Origin of the sequence: Streptomyces sp. NBC_01775, from assembly GCF_035917675.1 — a bacterium.
GTDB lineage: Bacteria > Actinomycetota > Actinomycetes > Streptomycetales > Streptomycetaceae > Streptomyces.
The window spans coordinates 8,019,903-8,043,630 of the sequence record NZ_CP109104.1; the positions used below are offsets into that span (position 1 = coordinate 8,019,903).

Annotated in this window: 21 protein-coding genes and 3 pseudogenes; 13 read left to right on the forward strand and 11 right to left on the reverse strand. The window is 71.6% G+C overall.

Going from position 1 to position 23,728, the window contains the following annotated elements; genetic code table 11:
* The first annotated feature begins 14 nt into the window (after positions 1-14).
* Positions 15-203, forward strand: coding sequence for a hypothetical protein (locus tag OHB04_RS35395; RefSeq protein ID WP_326691722.1), 189 nt, complete (start codon positions 15-17; stop codon positions 201-203).
* 41 nt (positions 204-244) lie between these two features.
* Here the strand turns inward: OHB04_RS35395 and OHB04_RS35400 are convergent, their stop codons facing one another.
* From OHB04_RS35400 to OHB04_RS35430, 7 genes and pseudogenes are all read right to left on the reverse strand, one after another.
* Positions 245-661 carry a VOC family protein gene (locus OHB04_RS35400; protein ID WP_326691723.1) on the reverse strand — a complete coding sequence of 139 codons (417 nt, stop codon included), beginning with the start codon at positions 659-661 and terminating at the stop codon, positions 245-247.
* A gap of 10 nt (positions 662-671) precedes the next feature.
* Positions 672-847: pseudogene (locus OHB04_RS35405) on the reverse strand (AraC family transcriptional regulator); the annotation flags it as partial.
* 13 nt (positions 848-860) lie between these two features.
* Positions 861-1,613, reverse strand: coding sequence for a YqeB family protein (locus tag OHB04_RS35410; protein ID WP_326809061.1), 753 nt, complete (start codon positions 1,611-1,613; stop codon positions 861-863).
* Between the two features lie 55 nt (positions 1,614-1,668).
* Positions 1,669-2,094, reverse strand: coding sequence for an effector-associated constant component EACC1 (locus OHB04_RS35415; protein ID WP_326809062.1), 426 nt, complete (start codon positions 2,092-2,094; stop codon positions 1,669-1,671).
* Positions 2,095-2,291: 197 nt separating this feature from the next.
* Positions 2,292-4,055 (reverse strand): annotated as a pseudogene (locus tag OHB04_RS35420) (BTAD domain-containing putative transcriptional regulator); the annotation flags it as partial.
* A gap of 555 nt (positions 4,056-4,610) precedes the next feature.
* Positions 4,611-4,826: pseudogene (locus tag OHB04_RS35425) on the reverse strand (helix-turn-helix domain-containing protein); the annotation flags it as partial.
* A 12-nt stretch (positions 4,827-4,838) separates the two neighbouring features.
* On the reverse strand, positions 4,839-5,102 hold the full coding sequence (locus OHB04_RS35430) for a hypothetical protein (protein WP_326691726.1): 264 nt from the start codon (positions 5,100-5,102) through the stop codon (positions 4,839-4,841).
* Between the two features lie 575 nt (positions 5,103-5,677).
* On the opposite strand from OHB04_RS35430, the gene OHB04_RS35435 reads away from it, so the two are divergent.
* Complete coding sequence (locus OHB04_RS35435; protein ID WP_326691727.1) at positions 5,678-6,457, forward strand: YqjF family protein; 780 nt, start codon at positions 5,678-5,680, stop codon at positions 6,455-6,457.
* Positions 6,458-6,555: 98 nt separating this feature from the next.
* On the opposite strand, the gene OHB04_RS35440 is transcribed toward OHB04_RS35435, so the two are convergent.
* On the reverse strand, positions 6,556-7,584 hold the full coding sequence (locus OHB04_RS35440; RefSeq protein WP_326691728.1) for a DUF3048 domain-containing protein: 1,029 nt from the start codon (positions 7,582-7,584) through the stop codon (positions 6,556-6,558).
* A 287-nt stretch (positions 7,585-7,871) separates the two neighbouring features.
* On the opposite strand from OHB04_RS35440, the gene OHB04_RS35445 reads away from it, so the two are divergent.
* Together OHB04_RS35445 and OHB04_RS35450 are read left to right on the forward strand one after the other, a co-directional pair.
* The gene (locus OHB04_RS35445; protein ID WP_326809063.1) at positions 7,872-8,444 is read left to right on the forward strand and encodes a TetR/AcrR family transcriptional regulator; all 573 of its coding nucleotides are present in this window, start codon (positions 7,872-7,874) and stop codon (positions 8,442-8,444) included.
* Between the two features lie 330 nt (positions 8,445-8,774).
* A complete protein-coding gene (locus OHB04_RS35450; RefSeq protein WP_326691730.1) occupies positions 8,775-10,076 on the forward strand; it encodes an MFS transporter in 1,302 nt (433 codons plus the stop codon).
* A gap of 81 nt (positions 10,077-10,157) precedes the next feature.
* On the opposite strand, the gene OHB04_RS35455 is transcribed toward OHB04_RS35450, so the two are convergent.
* Both OHB04_RS35455 and OHB04_RS35460 read right to left on the reverse strand, forming a co-directional pair.
* Positions 10,158-10,964, reverse strand: coding sequence for an SDR family oxidoreductase (locus tag OHB04_RS35455; protein ID WP_326693070.1), 807 nt, complete (start codon positions 10,962-10,964; stop codon positions 10,158-10,160).
* A gap of 91 nt (positions 10,965-11,055) precedes the next feature.
* Positions 11,056-12,141, reverse strand: coding sequence for an NAD(P)-dependent alcohol dehydrogenase (locus OHB04_RS35460; protein WP_326809582.1), 1,086 nt, complete (start codon positions 12,139-12,141; stop codon positions 11,056-11,058).
* Between the two features lie 92 nt (positions 12,142-12,233).
* Here OHB04_RS35460 and OHB04_RS35465 point away from each other — a divergent pair, with 92 nt between their 5' ends.
* The 4 genes from OHB04_RS35465 (at position 12,234) to OHB04_RS35480 (ending at position 17,690) form a co-directional block, all read left to right on the forward strand.
* Entirely contained in the window at positions 12,234-13,070 is an 837-nt protein-coding gene (locus OHB04_RS35465) for an SDR family NAD(P)-dependent oxidoreductase (protein WP_326691731.1), read from the forward strand.
* Positions 13,071-13,199: 129 nt separating this feature from the next.
* Complete coding sequence (locus OHB04_RS35470) at positions 13,200-14,540, forward strand: FAD-binding protein (RefSeq protein WP_326809064.1); 1,341 nt, start codon at positions 13,200-13,202, stop codon at positions 14,538-14,540.
* Positions 14,541-14,573: 33 nt separating this feature from the next.
* Positions 14,574-15,725: an acyl-CoA dehydrogenase family protein gene (locus OHB04_RS35475; RefSeq protein ID WP_326809065.1), complete on the forward strand. Its 1,152-nt coding sequence runs from the start codon at positions 14,574-14,576 to the stop codon at positions 15,723-15,725.
* Positions 15,726-15,743: 18 nt separating this feature from the next.
* Complete coding sequence (locus OHB04_RS35480; protein WP_326691734.1) at positions 15,744-17,690, forward strand: oxidoreductase; 1,947 nt, start codon at positions 15,744-15,746, stop codon at positions 17,688-17,690.
* Positions 17,691-17,853: 163 nt separating this feature from the next.
* Here OHB04_RS35480 and OHB04_RS35485 read toward each other — a convergent pair whose 3' ends face one another.
* Entirely contained in the window at positions 17,854-18,714 is an 861-nt protein-coding gene (locus tag OHB04_RS35485; protein ID WP_326691735.1) for a 3-hydroxybutyryl-CoA dehydrogenase, read from the reverse strand.
* Positions 18,715-19,162: 448 nt separating this feature from the next.
* Between OHB04_RS35485 and OHB04_RS35490 the strand changes: the two genes are divergently transcribed.
* Genes OHB04_RS35490 through OHB04_RS35510 form a run of 5 tightly spaced genes read left to right on the forward strand, consistent with a single transcriptional unit; the run spans position 19,163 to position 23,717 of the window.
* Positions 19,163-19,951 (forward strand): enoyl-CoA hydratase/isomerase family protein, encoded by a 789-nt coding sequence (locus OHB04_RS35490; RefSeq protein WP_326691736.1) that lies wholly within the window; start codon positions 19,163-19,165, stop codon positions 19,949-19,951.
* Positions 19,952-19,956: 5 nt separating this feature from the next.
* Entirely contained in the window at positions 19,957-20,346 is a 390-nt protein-coding gene (locus OHB04_RS35495) for a Zn-ribbon domain-containing OB-fold protein (RefSeq protein WP_326691737.1), read from the forward strand.
* Positions 20,343-21,488 (forward strand): thiolase family protein, encoded by a 1,146-nt coding sequence (locus OHB04_RS35500; RefSeq protein ID WP_326691738.1) that lies wholly within the window; start codon positions 20,343-20,345, stop codon positions 21,486-21,488. The genes OHB04_RS35495 and OHB04_RS35500 overlap by 4 nt, the downstream gene beginning before the upstream one ends.
* A 25-nt stretch (positions 21,489-21,513) precedes the next feature.
* Positions 21,514-22,722 carry an acyl-CoA dehydrogenase family protein gene (locus OHB04_RS35505; protein ID WP_326809066.1) on the forward strand — a complete coding sequence of 403 codons (1,209 nt, stop codon included), beginning with the start codon at positions 21,514-21,516 and terminating at the stop codon, positions 22,720-22,722.
* Positions 22,719-23,717, forward strand: coding sequence for a phosphotransferase family protein (locus tag OHB04_RS35510; protein WP_326691740.1), 999 nt, complete (start codon positions 22,719-22,721; stop codon positions 23,715-23,717). The genes OHB04_RS35505 and OHB04_RS35510 overlap by 4 nt, the downstream gene beginning before the upstream one ends.
* The last annotated feature ends 11 nt before the right edge of the window (positions 23,718-23,728 follow it).

A 23,728-nucleotide genomic window follows, 5' to 3' on the forward strand; every position in this document is an offset into this window, starting at 1 on the left:
CGTGTCTCCATCTGTTGGGCGGGCCGAGCCTCGCGGACTCCGTCGGCTTCGCCGCCTGGATCGATCTGACCAGCTTCGCGCAGTACGTCAGGTTCTGCTTCGCCGGCCCCGCCTCGGCAACGGTCACCGAGCCGCCCGGTCCACGGGCGGGCCTCCTTCCGTACCGCGCCGGGCGGGGCCCGCAGGCGGGTCCTTACCCGTAGGCGGTCCCTGCCGGGCGGGCGGCCCTTGCCGACCGGCGGTCCTACCGCTCGCGGGGCCGGGTGAAGCGGATCATGTTGCCGGCCGGGTCGCGGAAGGCGCAGTCGCGGACGCCGTACGGCTGGTCGACCGGCTCTTGCAGCACCTCCCCGCCGGCGGACCGGATGCGTTCGAAGGTGGCGTCGCAGTCGTCGGTGGAGAAGATCACGCCGCGTAGCATGCCTTTGGCCAGCAGTTCCGCCATCGCCTGCTTGTCGGCAGGCGAGGCGTTGGGGTCGGCGAGCGGCGGTTCGAGGACGACATCCACGTCCGGCTGCGCGGGCGAGCCGAGGGTCAGCCAGCGCATCCCCGCGTACGCGACGTCGTTGCGTACCTCCAGGCCGAGGATGTCGCGGTAGAAGGCGAGCGCCTTGTCATGGTCGTCGACTGCGATGAAGCACGTTGCGAGCTTGATGTCCATGCCTCCGACGCTACGAGGCGGCGGGGGATTCCGCTTCTTCGATCCTGACCGGTCGCGTGCGGATCCTGGCGACGCACGCCGGGACCGCGGCGCCGGCCCCGTGAGAGCGCGCCCGGCGGGTGCTGGGGCTCTCGCCGACCAGTTCGGGAAGCGTGAGCTGAACGGCCCCGGCGAGGTGCGTCCGACTTTTCAGGGTCGTTCATTCCACGGGCGGACCCGACTGCCGGAGCGTCCTCCAGTACTGCCGTCGCTTCTCGTCCCGCACGACGACGCCGAGACGGGCCAGCTCCGCACGGAGCTCTTGAAGGTCGCCGTCGGAGGGGTCCTTCTTTTCCAGCGACTTCTGGCGGGCCTTGAGGATGGCGTTCGCACCCTCCGGCAGTCCGGGAGTATCCGGGACCCAGCGGCGGAACTCGTCCTTGTGGGGATCGGAGTCCGCCCACGCGTAGCCGCGCTCGGTGAAGGCGTCGGCAACCCGGCCTGCGTCCAGGTCGCATCCCTGCCGGGTGAGTTCACCACCGTCGTGGCCGAGAAGAACAAGTTGCTTGCCGTCCCGGAAGACCGCGGCGATGGCGTCGGGTGAGAACTCCTCCTCCCGGCCCTTGCGCGCGAGCACAACGCGATCATCGGACAGCCGAACCACCAACTGCTCGTGCTGGGCGACAAATCCGAGGACGAGACCTGCCACCGCACCCGCGGCGGGCAGCCCCGGCGCGGGGATCGAGGCGACAAGCTCGACCGGTCCCCGCATCGGGGCCCAGGGCAGCGTCAAGAGCCAGTCGGCCAGGAGACCGACGAGCCAGCCGAGCCCCACCCCCACCAGCACGCAGACGACATAGACGCCCACGGTGCTCCAAGCCGGCTCGCCGAGCACGGTGACCTGGTCACTCCGCCGGCCCTCCTGGCTCTCCCGGCTCCCCTGGGTCTGCTCAAGTCTCTTGCGCATGCTCATGTTCCCCCTCCGGCCCTGGCGTTCCCTAATAATAGACCGAGTGCTCGCTCTATTATTACGCCCGGGAATCACAGGAGCCGAGAGCCGACCCCAAGGGGCCCGACGAGGACGGCCGGCCTGGTGGAGGTGGTCCGGGAGGCCAGGGCCGCTCGCGCGGCGGGACATCCGCCACTCGCCCCCGGAGAAGCCCCGTCAGCGTCACCGCGGGCGCGGAGGGACGGGCGGTGCGCCAGGAGGCGTACGCGAGCGCCAGGTTGAGGGCCGCGAATCCCTGGCTCAGAACCAGCTCGATGATCTCGACCGCGCCCATCGTCTCCGCGTCGTCCTGCTGAGCGGGGCGGAGGCTGTCGTCCTGCTCGACGGGGCGGAGGCTGACGTCCGCGTGGTCCCGGACATCGGGGGTCTGCCTCAGCCACGCGTAGAAATCGAGGGTGGCCCTCGCCCCGCCGTCGGCCCCGGACGCGCCGAGACGGATACGCACACTTCCGACGCTGCGCTGACATTCCATAAGAAACAACGGTAGCCACAACTCGTCCCGGACGTAGGCGAGTTGCCCATCACGCACACACTGCACATGCACGCACGTGATACGGCGCCGGCGCCGGGCCCTCCAGCCGTCCATCCGGTACGGCTCGGAGCGGACCTGCCGGGCGGCAGGCAGCCGGCTCATTCCCCCCGCCGGTCCGTTCGGCTTCTCGCGCTGAGGCGGACGAGGTTGTGCAGCCGGTAGTGCCCCGGGCCTGCTGATTCCAGGAGCGAGGTGTCGACCAGGCCCTCAAGGACGGCTTCGGACTGCGCGGGTGGGAGGCCCAGCAGGGCTGCCGCGTCGTCGAGGGAGATGTCGGGGGTATCGGCGAGCCCCAGCCGGCGGAAGGCGCGGGCCTGTTCGGGGCTGAGCTGGCTGTAGCCGAGTTCGAAGGTGGCCTTCACCGCCAGGTCTCCGGCCTGGAGTTCGTCCAGGCGGCGGCGCTCGTCGCGGAGTTTGGCGGCGAGGGTGGAGACCGTCCAGGTGCGGCGGGCCGACAGGCGGGACGCCGCGATGCGGATGGCCAGCGGCAGGAACCCGCAGGCCGCAACGACGTCCATCGCGGCTTCGCGCTCGAGGAAGATCCGGTCCTCGCCCACAATGCGGGTGAAGAGGGTCATGGCCTCCTCGGGGCTCATGACGTCCAGGTCGACAAGGCGGGCGCCGTCGAGGTCGACCAGGCGGGCGTGGCTGGTGATCAGGGCGGCGCAGCCCGCGGTGCCGGCGAGAAGAGGGCGGACCTGCGCCGCACCGCGGGCGTTGTCGAGGAGGATCAGGACGCGGCGGTCCGCCAGCAGCGACCGGAAGAGAGCGGAGCGCTCCTCGACGCCTTCAGGGATGAAGGCATCCGGGGCGCCGAGGGCGCGGAGGAAAGCGCCGAGTACCGCTTCGGGGTCGGCGGGGGTGGAGCCCGCGCCCTGGAGGTCTACGTAGAGCTGGCCGTCGGGGAAATGGTGGGCGGCGGCGTGGGCGACGTGGATGGCCAGGGTCGTCTTGCCGACGCCGCCGATGCCCGCCACCGCTGAGACGGCCATGATGCTGCCCTCGGCCTGGGCGAGCTGATCGGCGAGTTCGGCGACGAAGGGCTTGCGGCCGGTGAAGTCGGCGACGGTGGCGGGAAGTTGGGCGGGACGGGTGACGACGGGAGCCGAGCCGGGGGTCGGCGCTTCGGCCTGGTGGATGAGTTCGTCGTCGGCCTCCAGGATGCGCTGGAAGAGGTCGGAGAGCTCGGGTCGGGGGTCGACGCCGAGCTCGTCGGCGAGCAGGCGGCGGGTGTCGGCGTAGACGGCGAGGGCGTCGGCCTGCCGGCCGCTGCGGTAGAGGGCGAGCATCAGCAGTTCGCGCAGGCGCTCGCGCAGCGGGTGCGCGGCGGTCAGGGCCGTCAGTTCGCTGACGGCCTCCGCGTGGTTGCCGACCTGGAGGTCGAGGTCGAGGCGCGGCTCCAGCAGGCTCAGGCGCCACTCGGCCAGGCGGGTGCGCTGGGTTTCGGCGTAGGGGCCGGGGACGCCGGCCAGGGGCTCGCCGTCCCACTGGTCCAGCGCGGCGCTGTAGAGGTCGCGGGCTCTGGCGCGTTCGCCGCCCGAGGCGGCCTTTTCGGCCCGCATGGCCAGATCGTGCGCGGCGTCCAGGTCCAGAAGGGCTCCGGGACCGGTGCGGATGGCATAGCCCCCGGCCTCACTGACCAGCAGTTCGGCACCCAGCGTCTTGCGGAGACGGGAGGCGTAGGTGCGCAGGGCGGCCTTCGCCGCCTCCGGTGGCTCTTCGCCCCAGAGCGCGTCGATCAGTTCTTCGGCGGTCGCTGTACGGCCCCCGCGCAGCAGCAGGGCCGCAAGCAGCGCGCGCTGCTGCGGTGATCCCATGTTCAGCGCCTGGCCCTCGCGCCAGGCGCGCACCGGGCCGAGCACGGCGAAGCGCACCCCTCCCTCCGGCCACCCGGCTGTCGGACCTTCCTCCGGCCGTCCGCCCGGCGGCCCTTCCGGTCGCCGTACGCCTGTCTGTATTTCCTGGCCACCCCTGGCGACCGCCGCCAGGTGGTGCGCCGGCTTCGTCGTCACGACAGCGTTCGCAGCGGCCACCTCCCCTCCGGGTGACGGCTCTTCGGCACGGGTGGGGGCGTCGGCTGGTTGCGCGTTCCCGTATACGCGGCGCCACGCGTCCACCCAGGGCAGCCGCGCTCCGGTGGGGACCTCGCAGACGGTGAGGAACGTGGCGAACTGCTGTGCGTCCCGAGGGCCCGTCTGCCCGTTCAGGATCCGGTGGACAGTGGTGTGCGGCAGTCTGCCGAAGCCGCCCGCGCGGCGCTCCATCTCCCGCATGGAGGGCCCGCCCGCCTCGTGGTGGAGCCCCCGAAGGGCAGCGGCCAGCCCCGGAGCGTCGGTGACGGCATCCGGGGCCAACGGCTGACGGTCTCTCCCGGCGGTACGCAGGTGCTCCTGTCGCGCTCGCAGCCGCAGCTGAAGGGCCTCTTCGACCGACGCGCCACAACCCCGGGCGTACGCCTCGACGATGTCAGCCGTAGGCACCGAGGCCGCCGAGGCAGCCCGCTGCAACGTCGTGGCGTGCCGCCCGGTGCGGGCGGCGAGCTGTGCGTATGTCAAACCGTGCGCCGTCCGTTGCCGGCGCAGCCACTGGGCGAGCTCGGCCAGCGCACGGTTCGACGTGGTGATCGGTTTCTCACTGCGCCCCACGGTCGCGGGCCCTCAGACCGAGAAGCTGACCCGCATGCCCTGTATCACCAGGCGGCCCAGCTTGCTGCCGCCGCGCAGGGTGAGCAGCACGCCGAGTGCCACGAGTCCGGCGACGCCGAGCACGTCCAAGATGGCTGACGGCGACAGCCCACCGGCCGCCAGCACGCTCGCCAGCACGGCGATCACGACGATGACCACGACGTCCGGCGTGGACAGCCGGTGCCGGTCGGGCAGCTTCGACTCGACACAGCAAGCCGGGGAGGGAAGGCGGGACATGGGGATGCCTCCTGAGATTCAGTCGCCCGGACGTTGGCCGGCCGGGGCGTGTTGCGGGCTCCATGCGTCTGTACGTGTCTCTCCGCCGACCGGTGCTTGCCGACACCGATGGCGGAACAGCATCGTGCCACTCACCGGCTCAAGAAGCAGGGGCCCCAGGGAGGCGGTGGGGATTGATGCGTTGCTGTCCCGGTGGCCGGGTGCGGAACTTTCCCGCCCACGTGCCGCGACGATGCTTGTGACCTGCGCCTGGCGCACAACGGGCGCTGCACGGCGTCTCTTTGGGAGCCGAAGATGCGGTGTCGTCCCACATCCACTTGCCAATCGCTGACACGCCTCTGTAAGCATCTTCCAGGTACGGGGATATCCCGTACCGCTCCCTGAGAGTTGCGGGCTCCACCAACACGACCAGGGATGTTCGGCGGACACGCGTTGCCGCGCGTCACCGCCCCCGGGGCCGGCGTTCCAGCTCGTGAGCGCCGGCCTCCCGCCGTGCCGCGTGCCTCGGGCAGGCCCGAGGCCATCCGGCGAGGGCCGGTCGGTCGCGCGCCCGGTGCCTCTGGCATCCTGATGCGGTGCAGGGACCCACCACCATCACCCCCGATGCTCCCGACCTTGTGGACAGCCCACTCCTCACGCAGCAGTGGCTCGACCTGTGCTTCATCCACTGGGCTGTCGACCCGGATGTCGTTGCCGGACTCCTGCCCGAGGGCACCGTCCCCGACCTCCACGACGGCGTCACATATGTCGGACTCGTGGCCTTTCGCATGCACCGGGTCGGTTGGTTCCGGCTGCCCGGTGTGCCGTATCTGGGATCCTTCCCGGAGACGAACATCCGCCTGTACTCGGTCGACGCGCAGGGGAGACGCGGTGTCGTCTTCCGGTCGATGGACGCCTCACGGCTGATACCCGTCGTGATGGGACGCGCCGGCTTCCGGCTGCCGTACCTGTGGTCCCGGATGAGGGTCCGCGCCACCGGTGAGACCGTCACGTACACCAGCTCGCGCCGCTGGCCGGGACCGCGCGGAGCATACAGCCGGATCGCTGTGCGCCGGGGCGAACAGGTGGCGGAGCCGACAGAGCTGGAGCTCTTCCTCACCGCCCGCTGGGGGCTGCACACCACGTTCGCCGGCGGGGTGGCCTATCTGCCCAACTACCATCCGCGCTGGCCTCTGTACCGGGCCGAGCTGCTGACCTGCGAGGAGAACCTGGTCGAGGCGGCCGGCCTGCCCGCGCCGTGCGACCCCCCGATCAGTGTGCTCTGCTCTCCCGGCGTACCGGTACGCCTCGGCCGCCCGGCCCGGACGGGTATACGTGGCGCGAGAGGGATGCGGAGGGGCCGAGCGGAGCGCTGAGTCTGCGGCTCCCGGTGGGCCGCCCGGCGCCATGGCCGTGCGGGGCGGATTCCGGCCCCCCCGCACGACCCTGTGCGCCGCCGCGCGGCGCGAGCGCGTCAGCGCTGTTGGTAGACGAGCCAGACCTGGCCCCGGTCGAAGGGCATCCGCTTGCCGTTCGAGAGGGTGTAGGTGGTGTCGCCCGTCGCGCTCTTGCGCTCCCACTTCGTCTTGAACGCCTTGCCGTCGCGCAGCACGGTCGCCTCACCGCTGCCGACGGTCTCGATGTACGGCGTCTCGCCGCTGGAGTCCGGCGGCATGTCCGTCTTCTGGATGATCACGGTCTTGCCGCCGAGCCGCTTCCCGGAAGTGCCCTTCGCGGGCTGACCGTCGAAGGAGGCCAGCCAACGCCCCTCCTCTCCCGACCAGTTGAAGGAGGTCTTGGACGAGCCGTAGTCCACGGTCTGCTCGTCGGTCGGCGTCCCGCCGCTCGGCTCATCGCCGAAACGGAAGCCGATGTCGCTGGCCTTGCTCGCCTCGGGCGCCTTCTTGAAGAGCTCGTCGGGGTGGCCGTAGAGGTTGTGCGGGGGCGCGTTGTCGCCCCCGCGCTCGTAGGCGTCCGGGTGGTCGTCGTGCGAGACCCCGTACAGCGGCGACTTCTTGATCTTGTCCACCACCCCCGCACGGGCACCTGAATAGGCGAGCGCGGGGCGCTGGAACATCCGCATCTGCTCGACGTTGTACTCGCGGGCGCTGCGCACCGGGCCCAGCGACTTGGGGTAGTGGCTGGAGTAGATCGCGAACAGCCGTCCCAGCCCGCCCTCGACCTTTTCCACGCCGACGATGTCGGCGTCTTCGAGCGCGGTCTGCGGGCGTGCGTCCTTATGGTTGTCGATCTTCACCGCGAGCACGGGATTCCGCTTCGCCGGAAGCCCGGTGAACGGGGAGGTGGACGCGTCCTCCTTCTGCTGCTTCACCGCGGGCTTGGCGTCCTCGTCGAGCGCGGCGAACGACGGCGTCGCCACGGCCGCGCCCGCCAGCCCGCCGGCTACGGCCAGTGCGGCTACGAAGCGGGTGCGGCCAAGGCGTATTCGTGGTGAACCCTTCGAACGACCGGCGAAGGACGGCGGGGTGGAGCGGCCTTTCATGAACAGACCTCCTGTGGGGGGAGAGAACTTCGCTGGGGAGCCAACCCCATCTCCACCGCGCTGCGGCGTCAATACCAACATCGATACTCGCCGCCCGTCCTGGCCCGCCTTCGGTCCTGGCCGCCCCGAAAGTCACCGGTGTCCGGATGCGTTAAGGTGCCGCCTGGCAGAGCAGACCTTCACCCTGTGGCTACGAGGCGGTGGCCGACGGGCAGGATAGGGGAACGTTGACGTCGGAGCGGGGCAGTCAGCCAACGGCGGCCCGGGGGCGTGCGGCGGCCGGCCGGGTGGCGGGAAAACGGGGGGCGGAGATCCGGGACGCCGCCCTGCTCCTGTTCGCCGAGCGCGGGTACGCCGCCACCACGATGGCCGACATCGGCGCTGCGGTGGGAATGCGCGGGCCGAGCCTGTACAAGCACGTGGGGGCCAAGCAGGAGCTGCTTGCCCAGATCATGACGGGCACGATGGACGCCCTGCTGCGAACCCACCGCACGGCGGTGGCCGACTGCGAGGACACCGTCGAGCGGCTGCGCCGGGCCGCCGAGGCCCATGTCCGCTACCACGCCCGGCACCGCCTGGAAGCTTTCGTGGGGACGCGCGAGATCCGCAGCCTGGAGGAGCCTCACCGCACGGAGATCCTGCGGCTGCGGGCGGCCTATGAGCAGGCGTTCCGGGAACTGCTCGCCGAAGGGGTGGAGGCGGGCAGCTTCCGGATCACCAAGGTGAAGCTGACCTCGTACGCGATCTTGGACCTCGGGATGGGCGTGGCCGTCTGGTACCGCGAGGACGGCGACCTGACGGAGGATCAGATCGTCTATCAGTACGGCGACTTCGCCCTGCGGCTGGCCGGCGTGCGCTGATCGTCGCATCGAGCGGCCAGGGCCCGGGGTGAGGCCGGGGCGAGGGCGCCCGCAGGGGCGCGACGCCACGGGCCGTTGATGCCCGCTCCGGAGCGGCGAGTCCGCCGCGCGGTTGCTGTGGCTCGTTCTCGTTCTCGATCCAAACCAAATCCAGTTCGGCTCTCCGAGTGTCCGCGCCCCGGCGGATCCCCCATTTTCGGGCCCTCAAGGCGCCTGGTGTCCCTGAAGTGGACAAGAACCCTTGACGGAAGACTAGCTGTACTGAGTTCAGTTCTGTAGCCTCCGGGCGTCGGCACGGAACGACCTGTGCCGCAGGAAGGGGAGTCGGTCATGAGCGTCACCCAGCCGTCCGCCGCACCAGGCGCAGAGCCGGCACCGCCCAGTCCGCGTTCCGTGCGCCGCGCGATGCTCGCCGGAAGCCTCGGCACGATGATCGAGTACTACGACTTCAGCGTTTACGGCTATCTGGCCGTGGCGATCGCCCCGCAGTTCTTTCCGAGCGGCGATCCGGCGGCCTCGCTGCTGGCGGCGCTCGCGGTGTTCGCCACCGGCCTTCTGGTACGGCCGATCGGCGGCATCTTCTTCGGACGGCTCGGCGACCGGCTGGGCCGCCGTAAGGCGCTGGTCTCCTCGGTGTTGTGCATGGGGGTCGCCAGCAGCATCACCGGGCTGCTGCCGACGTATCACCAGATCGGCGTGACGGCGGCGGTGCTGCTCTTCCTCACCCGGGTGGTGCAGGGCATCTCCTCGGGCGGGGAGTCCGTCGGCGCGTACGCCTACATCTACGAGTCGGCCCCGCCCCGGCGCCGGGCGTTCCTCGGCGCCTTCACGCCCATCGGGTCCAACCTCGGGTTCGCGCTGGCAGCCGCCACGGCGGGCGCGATCACCGGATTGACCACCGAGGGGCAGATGGAGGCGTGGGGCTGGCGGATCCCCTTCCTGATGGCTGTGCCGCTCACGTTGTTCTGCCTGTGGGCTCGGCTGCGGATCGAGGACACTCCCGAATTCGCGGCGGCTGCCGAACGCGAGGACATCCCCACCGCCCCGGTCCGCGAGGTCCTCTCGACGCACCGTACGGCGCTCCTCCAGGCCATGGGACTGGCGATGGCGCAAGGCGGCGCCATCTTCCTCGGACTGACGTACATCGGCATCTACCTGACCAACAACCTGGGCTACGACCCGACCCAGGTGTTCTGGCTGACCTCGGGCGTCGTGCTCGTCACGGTGATACTCATGGTGCCGGTGGGCTGGCTCGCCTCCCGGTTCGGCTGCCGCCGCGTCCTGCTGGCCGGCATGCTGGGATTCCTGGTGACCGCCTACCCCGCCATGGTGCTGATGGGCCGGGACAACCTGGCCGTCGCAGGCGCGGCCTACGCCTTGTTCATGCTGAGCAGTGCGGTCGTGCAGGTCCCCGCGGCCAGCCTGTGGCCGCATCTGTTCGAGCGCCGGGTCCGCTACACCGGCATGGCGATCGGATACAACGTCGGCACCGTCCTCGCCGGTGGTACGGCGCCCTACATCGCGGCCTACCTGGTCGACCAGACCGGGAATCTGCTCTCCCCGGCCTTTTATGTCATGGGCGTCAGCGTGATCGGGATCGGCGCGCTCCTCACCGTCCGCAAGGACGTGTAGCCGCGCACCCGCCCCGGTGACCGCCCGTCGTGGGACCGGCGGTCACCGGACGTTTCCCGCTCCGGGGCAGGTGCCTCCCGGTCAGGAGCCGGGCTCGGTGGGAGCGGAAGGAGTGGTGGGAACGGAAGGAGCAGTGGGGGCGGTGGGAGAAGCGTGGGCATGACCGGGCCGGCCGATGGTCTGGCCGCCGTCGACGAGGAACTCGCCGCCGGTGGTGTAGGAGGCGTCGTCGCCGGCGAGGAAGAGCACCATGCGGGTGACCTCTTCGGGCTCTCCGATGCGCGGCACCGGCTGCTGGGCGAACAGTTCGGGAGAGGCGCTCTCTCCCATGGGTGTCCGGATGACACCGGGGTGTACGGAGTTGACGCGTACCCCGGTGCCGGCCAGGTCCAGCGCCGCCGCCTTGGTCATGCCGCGGATGCCCCACTTGCTGGCGACGTAGCCGATGCCGTCGGCGAAGCCCGTGAGGCCGGCCGCCGAGGAGATGTTGACGACGGCTCCGCGACCGCGGCTGCGCATGCCGGGCAGGACGGTGTGCATGCCGAGGAAGGAGCCGACCAGATTGACGTCGAGGATCCGGCGGAACTGATCCGGCGACTGCGCCTCGACACCGCCGTAGTGCATGATCCCCGCGTTGTTGACCAGGACATCCACGGGGCCGATGGTGTCCTCCACCGCGCGGACGACCGATTGCCACGAGTCTTCGCTGGTGACGTCGAGGTGGAAGTACCGCGCGTGGGGGAGTTCGCCGGCCAGGGCCGCTCCCTCGTCGTCCAGCAGATCGCAGATGGCGACCCGGGCGCCTTCCGCGGCCAGACCGCGTACGTGTGAGGCGCCCATGCCCCGGGCGCCACCGGTCACGATCGCGACCTTTTCGTCGAAGCGCATCATGATTCCCTTCTGCGGACGGTGTTGGTGGTCTGCGGGCGCCGTTGGCGGTCCGGGGCGGCCCGGGGAAAGCGTCGGCGGAGGGGCTGCTTCAGTCGGGCACCAGCACGGCCCGCCCCCGCACCCGGCCTCGCCGGAGCAGCTCGAACGCCTCCAGCCCGGCGGACAGCGGGAACCGCTCCGTCTCGACGTGGACCGCCCCCGACCGCGCCAGCGCGATGACCTCTGTGAGTTCGGGGTGGCTTCCCCAGAACGGCAGCGAGAGCGTGCAGCCCTGCGGCAGAACTCCCGGCTTCCGGACGGTCAGGTGGCCGCCGCCACTGCCGACCACCGCGAGTGCGCCACCCGCGCGGAGAGTGCTCGTCGCCAGCTCCATCGAAGCCGTGGTGCCGGCGAAGTCGAGCACGGCGTCCGCTCCGGGGCCTCCGCTCTCCGCCCTCAGCACACCGGCGGTGTCAGCGCGCAACAGCGTGCCGAAGTGCGCGCCGGAGCGGTGCGCGAGAGCGAGGGCTTCCTCCCGGATGTCGACCGCCAGAATCCGGCTCGGAGTGGTCGCGCGGAGAATCTGGACGGCCAGGTGGCCGAGCCCGCCGACACCGATGACGACGGCGGTGGAGCCTTCCCCGAGCGCGTGCCGCAGGCCGGATACGGCGTGGTACGACGTCAGGCCCGCGTCCGAGAGCGGCGCCGCCTGATCGGCCGCCAAGCCGTCGATCGGCACGAGATGGCGGGCGGACGGCACGAGTACGTACTCGGCCAGTCCGCCGTCCCGGCCCAGTCCGGCTCCGTGCCAGGCAAGGGTGTCACGCCGGTCGCAGTAGTTGTCCCTGCCCGCGGCGCACCGGTCGCAGATGCCGCAGCCCCACGGTCCGTACAGCGCCACGCGTGCGCCGATCGCGAGCTCGTGGGCGGCGGACCCGCCGTCGTCGGACCCGCCGTCGTCGGACCCGCCGTCGTCGGGTCCGAGCGCCGCGACGTGCCCGGCGACCTCGTGGCCCAAGGTGAACGGGAGCCGGTAGGGGAGAGTCCCCGGAGCGCTGTCGATGACATGCAGGTCGGAGTGGCAGAGTCCGGCGGCCTCCACCCGCACCAGCACCTCGCTGCCGTGCGGGACGGGCCGCTCGACCCGGGTCGGTGCCGGGAGTTCTCCCCAGGCCGTCATCCGCAGCGCCTTCATCTTCACCGTCCCAGGTCTTGTCAGCCGCGCAGCCGCACGATAACAGATATGAAGTCAGTTCAATAAAGATACGGGGACGAGGAGGGATCACCGTGGTGCTCAGTGATGTACGGGCGGACCGGTTCGCGGGCAAGGTCGCGATGGTGACGGGCGCCGGCTCCGGCATGGGGGCCGCTGTCGCCCGGCAGCTGGCCGCGGAAGGGGTGCGGGCGGTCGTCCTGGTGGACGTCAACGCCGAGGGTCTGGCAGCCGTCGCCGAGGAGTTGTCCCAGTTGCGCGAGCCGCCACTCGCCGGGCCCGCCGCCGAGCCGGTCACCCTCGACGTGGCGGACGCGGCAGGCGTCGACGGCGCGGTCCAGGACGTACTGCGCCGGCACGGGCGGCTCGACATCCTGGTGCACGCGGCCGGGGTCGACGACCCGGAGGTCAAGCGGCGGATCGCGGACGCGCTGGCCGCCGGGCGCCCGGCCGAGGTGACCGGCTCCCTCGACGACGCCTCCTGGCGGCGCGTGATGCGGGTGAATCTGGACGGCACCTTCCATGTGCTGCGCGCCGCGGTGCGCGCGATGCGGCCCGCCGGCGGCGGGGCGATCGTGGTGATCGGCTCCTCCTCGGCGTTCGACACTCCCGCCGGCTATCCCCACTACGCCGCGTCCAAGGCGGGGGTGCACGCGCTGAGCCAGGCCGTGGCCAAGGAGGTCATCGCGTCCGGGGTCCGCGTGAACGTGGTGGCCCCGGGGCCGACGGAGACGGGGATGGCGGTGCGCACGCCCGCGTCGCTGCGCGCCGGTTTCGCGGACCCCGGGGTGCGCCCGTACGCGACGCCCGAGGAGATCGCCGGTATCGCCCTCTTCCTCGCGAGCGATGCCGCGGCGAACCTGGTCGGGGCGGTACTGCTCGCCAACGGGGGACGGTTCACGGTCGCATGAGGATGCGGGCCTCGCTCCTGGCGCCGCCCCTTCCAGGTCTTGCAATCCGAATTGGATTCAGTTTAGCTGCGATAGGTGGTCGGGATCGGCGGACCTCGCTGGGCAGCCCCGTGGCCGGAGGAGAGGCGTATGCGCGCAGGAGACATCGATCTGCTGATCGTCGGTGCGGGTATGGCGGGACTGACCGCGGGCGCCCGCGCCGCCCGTGCAGGGCTGTCCGTGACAGTCGTCGAGATCGGCGCGGAGGTCGGCGGCTCCGCACGCTTCGCGGGGTACGCGTGGACCGCCCCCACCCACGAGGTCATGGACGAGCACAACCCGCGCGGGGATGTCGCGCTCAAGCGCGCGCTCGTGGACCGTTTCGCCGACGGCATCTCCTGGATCCGCTCCGTCGGCGTGGCCGCCAAGGACCCACAGCCTGTCCTCAGCTTCGGCCGCGGGCACCAGTTCGACACCAATCACTACCTCGACACCTGCCGCCGGCTCCTCCTCGAAGGCGGTGGTGAGCTGCTGCTGCGGACCGACACCGAATGGCTGGTGGTCGAGGACGGTGCCGTGGCCGGAGCGGACCTGCGGTCGGCCGACGGCACGCGCCGGCGGGTACGTGCTCGCGCCACGCTCCTCGCGACCGGCGGATTCCAGGGCGACCCCGCGCTCTGTTCCGCTCACGTACACCCCCACGCCGGCCGCATGGAACTCCGCTCGAACCCCCACAGCCGCGGCGGCGGCTACCGGCTGGCCACCCGGGCCGGAGCGGCCACCGGCCCCGACGAGGCGGGCTTCTACGGCCACCTCGTCCCCCGTGGCATCCCCTTCGCCGACCCCGCGGACTTCGTCGACATGTCGCTGTACTACAGCGAGCACGCCCTCCTGTTCAATCTGCGCAACGCCCGGTTCGCCGACGAGACGCTGGGCGACCACCTCACCGCCATGGAACTGCTGGAGCAGCCCGAGAGCCGCGGCCTTCTCATCGCCGACGTCCGGGTGTTCCGCGAGTGGGTCACCGGCTCGTACGTCGAGGGAGCCGTCGCCGTCGACAAGTTCGCCCTGGCGAGCAAGCGGGGCGGTCGCGTGGGGCTGGCCGAAGACATCGACGAACTCGCCTGTCTGCCGCCGGAGTGGGGCTATGACGGAGAGTCCGTCCGCGACGCCGTCAAGCGATTCAACGAACGCGCCTCGGCGGGGCTGGAGCTGTCGCCCGGCCGGGAGCTGGACCGCCTCCCGCTGGACGAACCGCCGTACTACGTCATCGAGACGGCCCCGGCCCTCACCTTCCCGTTCCACGGCCTGCGTATCGACGACCGGGCCCGCGTGCTGCGCGAGGACGGGCAGCCGGTCGGCGGACTCCTCGCCGCCGGATCGGACACCGGCGGCCTGTGGCACCGCGCCTACGCCGGCGGTCTGGCCTCGGCTCTGGTCTTCGGACTCACCGCCGCGGACACCGCTGCCAAGACGGCTCGCCGCACCTGACCGGACCACCCTCGCACACGCACGGAGGAACAGATGACAGCCCTTGACCGGATCGACCCTCAGCTGCTGTCCGAAACCGACGAACAGCGGCAACTGCGCGCCGTCCTGCGGGACTTCTACCGTGAGGCGAGCGGGCCCAAGGACGTCCGCGAGCACCTGGGCACCCCGCGTGGATACGACGAGTCGCTGTGGAAGCGGCTCGCAGGCGAGATCGGGGTCCACGGGCTGGTGATCCCCGAGGAGTACGGGGGGTCGGGCTTCACGTTCGCCGAACTGGCGGTGGCCCTGGAGGAGTCCGGACGGGCGTTGTACTGCGCGCCCCTGCTGCCCACGGTGGTCCTCGCCGCACACGCCCTGCTGGCGGGCGGGGAGCGGGCGGCGTGCGAGCGCTACCTGCCGCGGATCGCGGATGGCACGCTGACCGCCACCGTGGCCGGTTTCGACGCCGACGCACCCGGCGTCGCCGCCGAGCCGGCCGGCTCAGGCTGGGTGCTGCGCGGCCGGACGGACTTCGTGCTCGACGGGGCCGGCGCGGACCTCATCCTGGTACGGGCCGATACCGCCGCGGGCCCCCGGCTGTTCGCCTGCGAGCCGGTCATGGACACCTGCCGGCGTACTCCGCGCCGTGTCCTGGACGAGACGCGCCGCCAGGCGCTGGTGGAGTTCCGGGGGGCGCCGGCCGGGGCCGTGGGCGTGGCGGAGCACACCGGGACCGCCGAGCACGCCGTCTCGGCGACCCTCGACACCGGGCGCGCCGCGCTGGCGGCCGAGCAGGTCGGCGGAAGCGGCCACGCGCTGGACGCCACGGTCGAGTTCGTCTCCCAGCGTCACCAGTTCGGGCGCCCCATCGGCTCCTTCCAGGCGGTCAAGCACCGGTTGGCCGACGTGCTGGTCGCGCTGGAGGCGGCGCGCTCGGCGTCGGCGTACGCGGCGGTCTGCGTCGCCGTCGCCTCGCCACAGCTTCCGGTGGCGGCCGGTACCGCCGCCGTGGTCTGCTCCGAGACCTTCCGGCTGGCGACGGCCGAGTACGTCCAATTGCACGGCGGTATCGGCTTCACCTGGGAGCACCCCGCGCATCTGTACGTGCGCCGGGCACGCAGCAGCGAGGCGCTGTTCGGCACCGCGGACCACCACCGGGTCCGGCTCACCCAACTCATAGGGCTCGCCGGGCGGCCCGCCGCCTGAGCGGACAAGGAGGACCGTATGACGGAGCGACCCGGCCTCGCCATGACCGCACCGATCGTGCTCGGCGGTCTCCGGCTGCGTAACCGCCTCGTCGCCACCGCCCACGCCACCGCCGCCGTCGAGGAGGGCGCTCCCACCGGGACCGACGCGGCCTACTGGCGGCGGCTGGCCCGGGGTGGCGTCGGCATGGTGATCACCGGAGGCACCGTCGTGGCCCCCGAGTCGACCCTGCCTCGGCGCTATCTGACCGAGGCGTGGCGTCCTGAGGTTGACGACGCCGTACGCCGCCGCGCTGAGGCGATCACCGACGGGGGCGCCGTGGCCCTCGCGCAGCTCGTCCACCTCGGCCGGGAGACCCTGGGCGCGGGCACCTACTACGCGCCGGTCTCGGCTGCCGCTGTCCGCTCGCCCCGTGAGGCGGCAGCGCCCCACCCGCTGAGCCGTGAAGAGACACGCGGCGTCGTCGACGCCTTCCGTATCTCGGCGGCAAACAGCGTGCGGGCCGGCTTTCACGGTGTGGAGCTGCACGCCGGCCACGGCTATCTGCTGGCTCAGTTCCTCTCCCGCGCCAACAACACCCGCGACGACGAGTACGGCGACCGCCTCTTGCTGCTGGCTCAGGTCATCGACGCGATCCGCGGCGAGATCGGCGACCTGCCCCTCGGCGTACGGGTGTCGGTGGAGCCCGGTGAGGACTCCGGACTCGGCCTCGACGATCTGATCGAGCTGCTTCCCCGCCTGTGCGCCCTCACTCCGTTCACCTACGTCAACGTCACCACCGGCGTCCGCAACACCTATGTCCCGGGCATGGCCACCACCCGCCCGCCACTGCTGGAGTCCGTGTCCCGGCTCCGCGCGGCGGTCGCGCTGCCACTGCTGGTGAGCCAGGGGTTCCGCTCGGTCGCCGACATCGAGGGCGCACTGGCCTCCGGAGCCGATCTGGTCGGCATGGCCCGGCCCTTCATCGCCGACCCGGACTTCGCCGCCAAGGTGCTGGTGGCCGACGAGCGTTCCGTACGGCCCTGCACGGGCTGCAACGAGGGCTGCCGGACCTTCGAGCCCACCGGGTCGTGCTCGGTCAACCCCGAACTGGGGCCACCGGGGGCCGGCGCCCGCCCGGCCGTCCCGCTGCTGCTCTCCCGGCCGGGCCGCCGCAGCGGCCCCGTTGCCGTCCTGGGAGCGGGACCCGCGGGCATGGAGTGCGCGATGGCGCTTGCCCGCGCGGGGGGCGAGGTGACCGTCTTCGACACGGCACGGGAAGCCGGCGGCCAGGCGCGGCTCGCCTCCCTCGCCCCGCACCGCCCCGGCTGGCAGAGGTTCGTCGACTACCAGCGCGACCGGCTCGCCGACCTCGGCGTGCGCGTGCTGACGGAAACCTCCCCGCACGACGGCGAACTGGCGCAGTACGCCCAGATCGTGCTTGCCACCGGCGCCGGGGAAGCGCCCGTCCCCGTGCCGGGCGAGCTTCGGACGCTCACCAGTACGGACTTTTTGCACCGGTACGCCGACGTCGTACCGAGAGCGCCCAGCGTCGCCGTCCTCGACGACGGCTTCGGCTGGTGGCAGGGCATCGGTGCTGTCGAGAGCGCGCTGGCGGCCGGTGCGGGCGAGGTCACCTTCATCACCCCCGGCACCGGCTTCGCGACGGGCCTGTCGGCGGAGAACCGCACGCAGTTGATGAACCGCCTCGCCGGGGCTCCGCTGCGCAGCGTCGCGATGAGCACCGTGTGTTCGACATCCCACGACGGTGTGCGCCTGCGCCACGTGCTGGACGGGCACGAGACGCACCTGGCCGCGGACGTTCTGGTCACGGTCGGCGAACGCCGCCCGCGACGGCCGGACGTCGGCCCGGCCGCCCGCCGGACCGTCCGAGCGATCGGTGACTGCGTCGTGCCGCGCCGGATCGCGCACGCCGTCGCGGAGGGACGCGCGGCTGCGGAGGCCGTCATCGCGACACCGCTGTGACGGCCCCGCGCCGGCCCGTCCCTTGGCCGGGAACATCCCTCGTCCGAGGAGTTCCCGCCCGGAGACGGTCGCCGCGTGGCGTGTCTCCACGGCCTTTCCCCGTCGGAGGCCGGTTCACCGTACGGGCCGGCCGACCGCCGGACAACGGCCGGGCCCGCTCGCGTCAGTCGTACGAGTAGAACCCCCGGCCGCTCTTGCGGCCCAGGTGGCCCGCGGCGACCATGCGCTGGAGCAGCGGGGGCGCGGCGTAGAGGGGCTCCTTGAACTCGTCGTACATCGAATCGGCGACGGCCTGGATGGTCTCCAGGCCGATCAGGTCGAGCAGTCGCAGCGGGCCCATCGGGTGGGCGCAGCCCAGCTCCATGCCGCTGTCGACGTCCTCCGCGCGTGCCGCCCCGGACTCGACCATGCGGATCGCGGCGAGCAGGTAGGGCACCAGCAGGGCGTTGACCACGAAGCCCGAACGGTCGGGCGCCTGGATGGCCGTCTTGCCCAGGCCCCCGGTGGCGAAGGCCAGGGCGCGGGCCACGGTGTCCGCACCGGTGGTGAGGGCGGGGATCACCTCGACGAGCTTCTGTACCGGCACCGGATTGAAGAAGTGCAGCCCCACCACGTGGGAGGCCCGGCCGGTGGCGACGGCGAGGTCGACGACGGGAATCGAGGAGGTGTTGGTGGCGAGGACGGCGGCGGGGTCGGCCACCACCTTGTCCAGTCGGCGGAAGACCTCCAGTTTGACCTCGCGGCGCTCGGCGACGGCCTCGATGACGAACTGCCGGTCGGCCAGCTCCTCCAGGTCGTGGGTGAAGGCAAGCCGCTCCAGTGCCTGGGCGCGATCGGTCTCGGTGAGCTTGCCGCGCCGCAGGCCGCGGTCGAGGGAGGCGATGACGCGGTCCCGGCCGGTGGCTGCCAGCTCGGGGGTGGACTCCGCGACGATCACGTCGAGGCCGCGCAGAGCGGCGAGCTCGGCGACGCCGGAGCCCATGAGGCCGCAGCCGACCACGCCGAGACGGAGGATGTCGGACATGAAGGTCCTTCCATGCTGAGTTGATTGAGGAAGGGCGCGGGCGGCGGGCCGGACGGGGCGGCGTCCGTGAGGGTCGCGAAGACGTTCCCGCCGCTGGTCGTCGTTCCCTCCCCGGGTGACCAGCGTCCGGTGCGCCCGGTCGTGGTGGGTGCGCCCGGTCGCGGTGCCGGGCGTCGCGGCGCCGTGCCCCTCGGCATGGTCATAGTGAACCGGAGTCGGTGCCTTCCTCAAGAGGTTGGGTGAAGTCGATTCGGTTCGATCAAGAACGAAGGTTGCGGCGCCACTGGCGCGACTCGCGCCGTATGGCTTGATTCCGCCGGTGGCGGCGTGTGCAACGCGACTCGGTCTCGGCCTGGTCGCTCGTTGAACGGATGTCGATCGAGGGCTTGACAGGGTTCTTTCGGCTCCCCAGACTCGTAATGAATTCAGTTCAATTTGGAGGCAAGTGATGGCAGTGGAAGACGAGATCCAGTTCGAGCGGGACGGCCATGTCGCCCGTGTCTGGCTCAACCGCCCGTGGAAGAAGAACTGCGTCACCGTGCCGATCCTGGACCGGCTCGACGAGATCATCACCGAGGTCGACGAGGACCCCGAGCTGCGGGTCCTGGTCTTCCGAGGCCGCGGCGGCACCTTCTGCTCGGGCTTCGACCTCGACAGCCTGAAGTCGGAGTACGTCGGCAAGTCGAACGCGATCGATGTCGCGGTGAAGTCCGCGAAGGTGTGCGACCGCCTCTACTCGATGAAGACGCCCTCCGTCGCGGTCCTGGAGGGCCATGTCACCGCGGGCGGCTTCGAGATCATGATTTCCTGCGACTTCGCGATCGCCGTGGACGACGCCAAGATCGGCGACTTCCACATCCGCCGCGCGCTGTTCGGCGGCGCCGGCCCGATCTACCGCGTGCCGCGCATGATCGGCATCCGCAAGACCAAGGAGCTGATGCTCACCGGCAAGCTCCTCTCCGGCGTCGAGGCCGTCGAGTTCGGGCTCATCAACAAGTCCGCCCCTGCCGACAAGCTGGACGAGACGGTCGAGGAGTTCATCGGGCACCTCACCGACAAGAGCCCCTTCACCATGTGGCTCACCAAGATGACGATCGACCGGAGCCTGGACGCCGACACCCAGTCGCTGATGGTCATGGAGCACCTCGCCGTGGGTGTCGCCCTCAACTCCGAGGACGCGAACGAGGGCGTATCGGCGTTCCTGGAGAAGCGCGAACCCAAGTGGCAGGGGCGCTGATCCGAATGGTCACGGATCCGGGGAGCCCGGCCACAGCCGGGGCCGGGCTCCAGGGCTCACGCTGCTTCGACTGTTCGGTGACCGTCTACCCCGCGGACGACGCGTGCCCGCGCTGCGGGGGACCGGCCGGTCCTGCGGTTCTGAGCGGCACGGGCACGCTGTGGACCTGGACGGTCCAGCGGTATCCCCCCAAGTCACCGCCCTACCAGCCCCCTGCCGGCGGCTTCGCGCCGTTCGCGCTGGGCTACGTCCAACTGACGGAAGGCGTGCGGGTGGCGGCCGTCCTGGAGGTCGACGACCTGGACGGGCTTCGCATCGACATGCCCCTCACGGTGACCGCCGGCGAGGGCGTCCCGCGGGCCAGGCCCACCACAGCCGCCGAGGGGGGCTCATGAGCAGCGACGTCCTGATCTGCGGCGCCGGGCGTACCCCGTTCGGGCGGCCGGAGGCGAGCGGCCGTCAGCTGGCCGTCGGCGCGGTCGGTGCCGCGCTCGCGGACGCCGGGATCGAGTGGTCGCGGGTGGGCGCGGCGTTCGGCGGCAGCGACAGCGCCGGGCTCGCCGACACTCTGGTGGCCCAACTGGGCCTGACCGGGCTTCCGTTCGTCAACGTCAAGAACGGCTGCGCGACCGGTGGCAGCGCGCTGGTCTCCGCCGTGAACGCGATCCGCTCCGGCATGGCGGACGTCGTCCTCGCCGTCGGGTTCGACAAGCACCCGCGCGGTGCCTTCGACCCGCGGCCGGAGGACTGGGGCCTGGGAGCGGAGTACGGCAGCGACGGGCTGATGGTGACCACCCAGTTCTTCGGGATGAAGATCCGGCGCTATATGCATGACCACGGGATCACGCCGCGGGCCCTGGCCCTGGTCGCCGAGAAGGCGTACCGCAACGGGGCCCATACCCCCGAGGCCTGGCGGCGCAAGCCGGTGTCCGCCGCGGAGATCCTCGACTCGGGCATGGTCAGCGATCCGCTGACCCGCTACATGTTCTGCTCCCCGGGAGCCGGCGCGGCGGCGCTCGTCCTCTGTTCGCCCGAGGCCGCCCGCACCCTGGAGGGGCTCCCGGTCACCCTGCGCTCCGCAGCCGTACGCACGCGCCGCTTCGGGTCCTTCGAGGTGTTCAGCCCCTGGATCCCAGGGGGCGAGCTGACCAGCGTCAGCCGCGACGCCTCGGCCGCCGCCTTCGAGGAGGCGGGCATCGGACCTGGCGACGTCAACGTCTGCCAGCTCCAGGACACCGAGAGCGGCGCCGAGGTCATGCACATGGCCGAGTGCGGCTTCTGCGAGGACGGCGAACAAGAAGAGCTGATCGGCTCGGGCGCCACGGAGATCGGCGGCACCCTGCCGGTCAACACCGACGGCGGCTGCCTCGCCAACGGCGAACCCATCGGTGCCTCGGGGCTGCGGCAGGTCTACGAAATCGTCCAGCAGCTGCGCGGACGGGCCGGAGAGCGCCAGGTCCCCGGCGAACCCAGGGTCGGTTTCACCCACGTGTACGGGGCGCCCGGCGTCAGCGCCTGCACGGTGCTGTCCCGCTGAACGGAGGTACGGAGGTGAGGAAGAGATGAGCGGCATCCCGGAACCGGAGGAGTTCCGCGCACAGGCCCGGCAGTGGCTCGCCACGGCGGCCCGTCCGCGCGCCGCCGAAGGCGAGTGGGGCAGCGGATCCGACTCCGTCGCCGTGTTCGAGAACTGGACCGAGCAGCAGGAGCGCGAGCACACCGCCCGCGTCCAGGAGTGGGAGCGCACCCGCTACGACGCGGGGTGGGGCGCGCTCAACTGGCAGGAGACATACGGGGGCCGCGGCCTGCCCGCGTACTACGAGCAGCTCTACCGGGCCGAAGAGGCCGCCTTCGACGTGCCGCACCGCACCGAGATCTTCCCGGTGACCCAGCAGCTCGTCGCCCCGGCCATCGGCGTGTGGGGCACCGAGGAGCAAAAGCTCCGCTGGCTGCGTCCCATGCTGCGCACGGACGAGCTGGCCTGCCAGCTGTTCTCCGAGACCGAGGCGGGCTCCGACCTCGCCGCGGTACGGACGAAGGCGGTGCGCGACGGCGACACCGCGAACTGGGTGCTGGACGGCCACAAGGTATGGACCTCCGGGGCCCCGGTCGCGACCTGGGGCGTCGCGGTGTGCCGCACCGATCCCGGTGTGCGCAAACACGCGGGCATCACCGTCTTCCTGGTGCGCATGGACGCGCCGGGCGTCACCGTGCGGCCCATCCGGCAGATGACGGGCGGCACCAGCTTCAACGAGGTCTACCTCGACGGCGTGGTGGTGCCCGACGCCGACCGGCTCGGACCGGTCGACGGGGGCTGGCGGGTCGCCCTCAGCGTGCTGGCGGCCGAACGGCTCGACTCCGGCAACCTCGGTCTGGGCAACGCCGACCGGGCGCTCGAACTGGCCAGGAACCTGCCACGCGCGCTCACCGGCGGCGAAGCGCAGCGGGCCGCGGACCTTCACATCCGCGCTCTCGTGCAGCGGCTGATCGGACTGCGGGTGACCGCGGCGCTCGTCGCCGGACGTGAGCCCGGCGCGGAAGCCTCGGTCGGCAAGCTCTACGCCACCGAGACCATGCGGCGCACCGGCGACCTCGTGTCGGAGCTGCTGGGGCCGAGCCTCGTCGCGGACACGGGGGAGTGGGGCACCTACGCCTGGACGGAGCACCTGCTCGGCGCCCCCGGCTACAGCATCGCGGGCGGCACCGACGAGATCCAGCACAACATCCTCGCCGAGCGCGTGCTCGGCCTGCCCAAGGAGCCCGTCCGATGAGCACGGACCCTACGGACACCGAGGTGGCTGACGGCGAGGTGACGGAGCTGGCCGCCCGCGTCCGCGACCGTCTCGCCCGTCGGCACCCGGGGGCGGAGATCGGGGAGTTGCGTACGCTGCCGGGCGGCCACTCGGGGCTGACGTACTCGGTCACCGCCGGGGATGCCAGGTACGTCGTGAAGGCGGTGCCACCGGGGCAGCGGCCTGTGGGCCGCAACGACGTGCTGCGCCAGGCGCGGGTGCTGGGCGCGCTCGCCGGATCCCCCGTGCCGGTGCCGGGCATCGCCGCTGTCGAGGAGAGCCGGCCGGCCTGGTTCGCCATGGACTTCGCCGCCGGGGAGGCCGTCGAGCCCGTGCTCGACGAGCCCGAGGTGCCCGCCGCCACGGCCCGCAACCGGATGCTCGCCATCGCCCCCGTGCTGCGCAGGCTGCACGAGACCGATCTGCGCACGCCAGGACTCGACGCGCCGGAACCGCTCGACGCGCCTGGGGAGCTGGAGCGGTGGAGTCGCACCATGCACGCCGTACCCGCCGAACTGCGGCCCGGAGGCGAGGAGTTGCTCGCACGCCTGGCCGACGACGTGCCCAGGGGTCTCCCGCCGGTGCTGCTCCACGGCGACTTCCGGCTCGGCAACGTGCTGTGCACCGGTGACCGTCCGGACGCCGTCGTCGACTGGGAGATCTGGAGCGTCGGGGACCCGCGCATCGACCTGGGGTGGTTCCTGCTCTTCGTCGACCACCGGAACTTCCCCGAACTGGGGCGCGCCGTACCGAGCCTGCCCACCGAGTCCGAACTGCTGGACGCCTACCTCGACGGGCGGCCCGCACTGCCCTCGATGGGCTGGTTCCGGGCGCTCGGCCGGATGAAGATGGCCGCGATCATGGGCCACAACCTGCGCCGGCACCGGGAGGGCAAACACCACGACCCGGACCAGGAGCGACTGCCGCCGACCATCGCCGCGATGATCCGCACGGCGCGCGACATCCTCGGCTGATCCGGACCAAC

Coding starts and splice junctions, on each gene's coding strand:
- OHB04_RS35400 (WP_326691723.1), bottom strand. CDS start 661: ATGGACATCAAGCTCGCAACGTGCTTCATCGCAGTCGACGACCATGAC.
- OHB04_RS35410 (WP_326809061.1), bottom strand. CDS start 1,613: ATGAGCATGCGCAAGAGACTTGAGCAGACCCAGGGGAGCCGGGAGAGC.
- OHB04_RS35430 (WP_326691726.1), bottom strand. CDS start 5,102: ATGTCCCGCCTTCCCTCCCCGGCTTGCTGTGTCGAGTCGAAGCTGCCC.
- OHB04_RS35440 (WP_326691728.1), bottom strand. CDS start 7,584: ATGAAAGGCCGCTCCACCCCGCCGTCCTTCGCCGGTCGTTCGAAGGGT.
- OHB04_RS35450 (WP_326691730.1), top strand. CDS start 8,775: ATGAGCGTCACCCAGCCGTCCGCCGCACCAGGCGCAGAGCCGGCACCG.
- OHB04_RS35455 (WP_326693070.1), bottom strand. CDS start 10,964: ATGCGCTTCGACGAAAAGGTCGCGATCGTGACCGGTGGCGCCCGGGGC.
- OHB04_RS35460 (WP_326809582.1), bottom strand. CDS start 12,141: ATGAAGGCGCTGCGGATGACGGCCTGGGGAGAACTCCCGGCACCGACC.
- OHB04_RS35470 (WP_326809064.1), top strand. CDS start 13,200: ATGCGCGCAGGAGACATCGATCTGCTGATCGTCGGTGCGGGTATGGCG.
- OHB04_RS35475 (WP_326809065.1), top strand. CDS start 14,574: ATGACAGCCCTTGACCGGATCGACCCTCAGCTGCTGTCCGAAACCGAC.
- OHB04_RS35480 (WP_326691734.1), top strand. CDS start 15,744: ATGACGGAGCGACCCGGCCTCGCCATGACCGCACCGATCGTGCTCGGC.
- OHB04_RS35485 (WP_326691735.1), bottom strand. CDS start 18,714: ATGTCCGACATCCTCCGTCTCGGCGTGGTCGGCTGCGGCCTCATGGGC.
- OHB04_RS35490 (WP_326691736.1), top strand. CDS start 19,163: ATGGCAGTGGAAGACGAGATCCAGTTCGAGCGGGACGGCCATGTCGCC.
- OHB04_RS35495 (WP_326691737.1), top strand. CDS start 19,957: ATGGTCACGGATCCGGGGAGCCCGGCCACAGCCGGGGCCGGGCTCCAG.
- OHB04_RS35500 (WP_326691738.1), top strand. CDS start 20,343: ATGAGCAGCGACGTCCTGATCTGCGGCGCCGGGCGTACCCCGTTCGGG.
- OHB04_RS35505 (WP_326809066.1), top strand. CDS start 21,514: ATGAGCGGCATCCCGGAACCGGAGGAGTTCCGCGCACAGGCCCGGCAG.
- OHB04_RS35510 (WP_326691740.1), top strand. CDS start 22,719: ATGAGCACGGACCCTACGGACACCGAGGTGGCTGACGGCGAGGTGACG.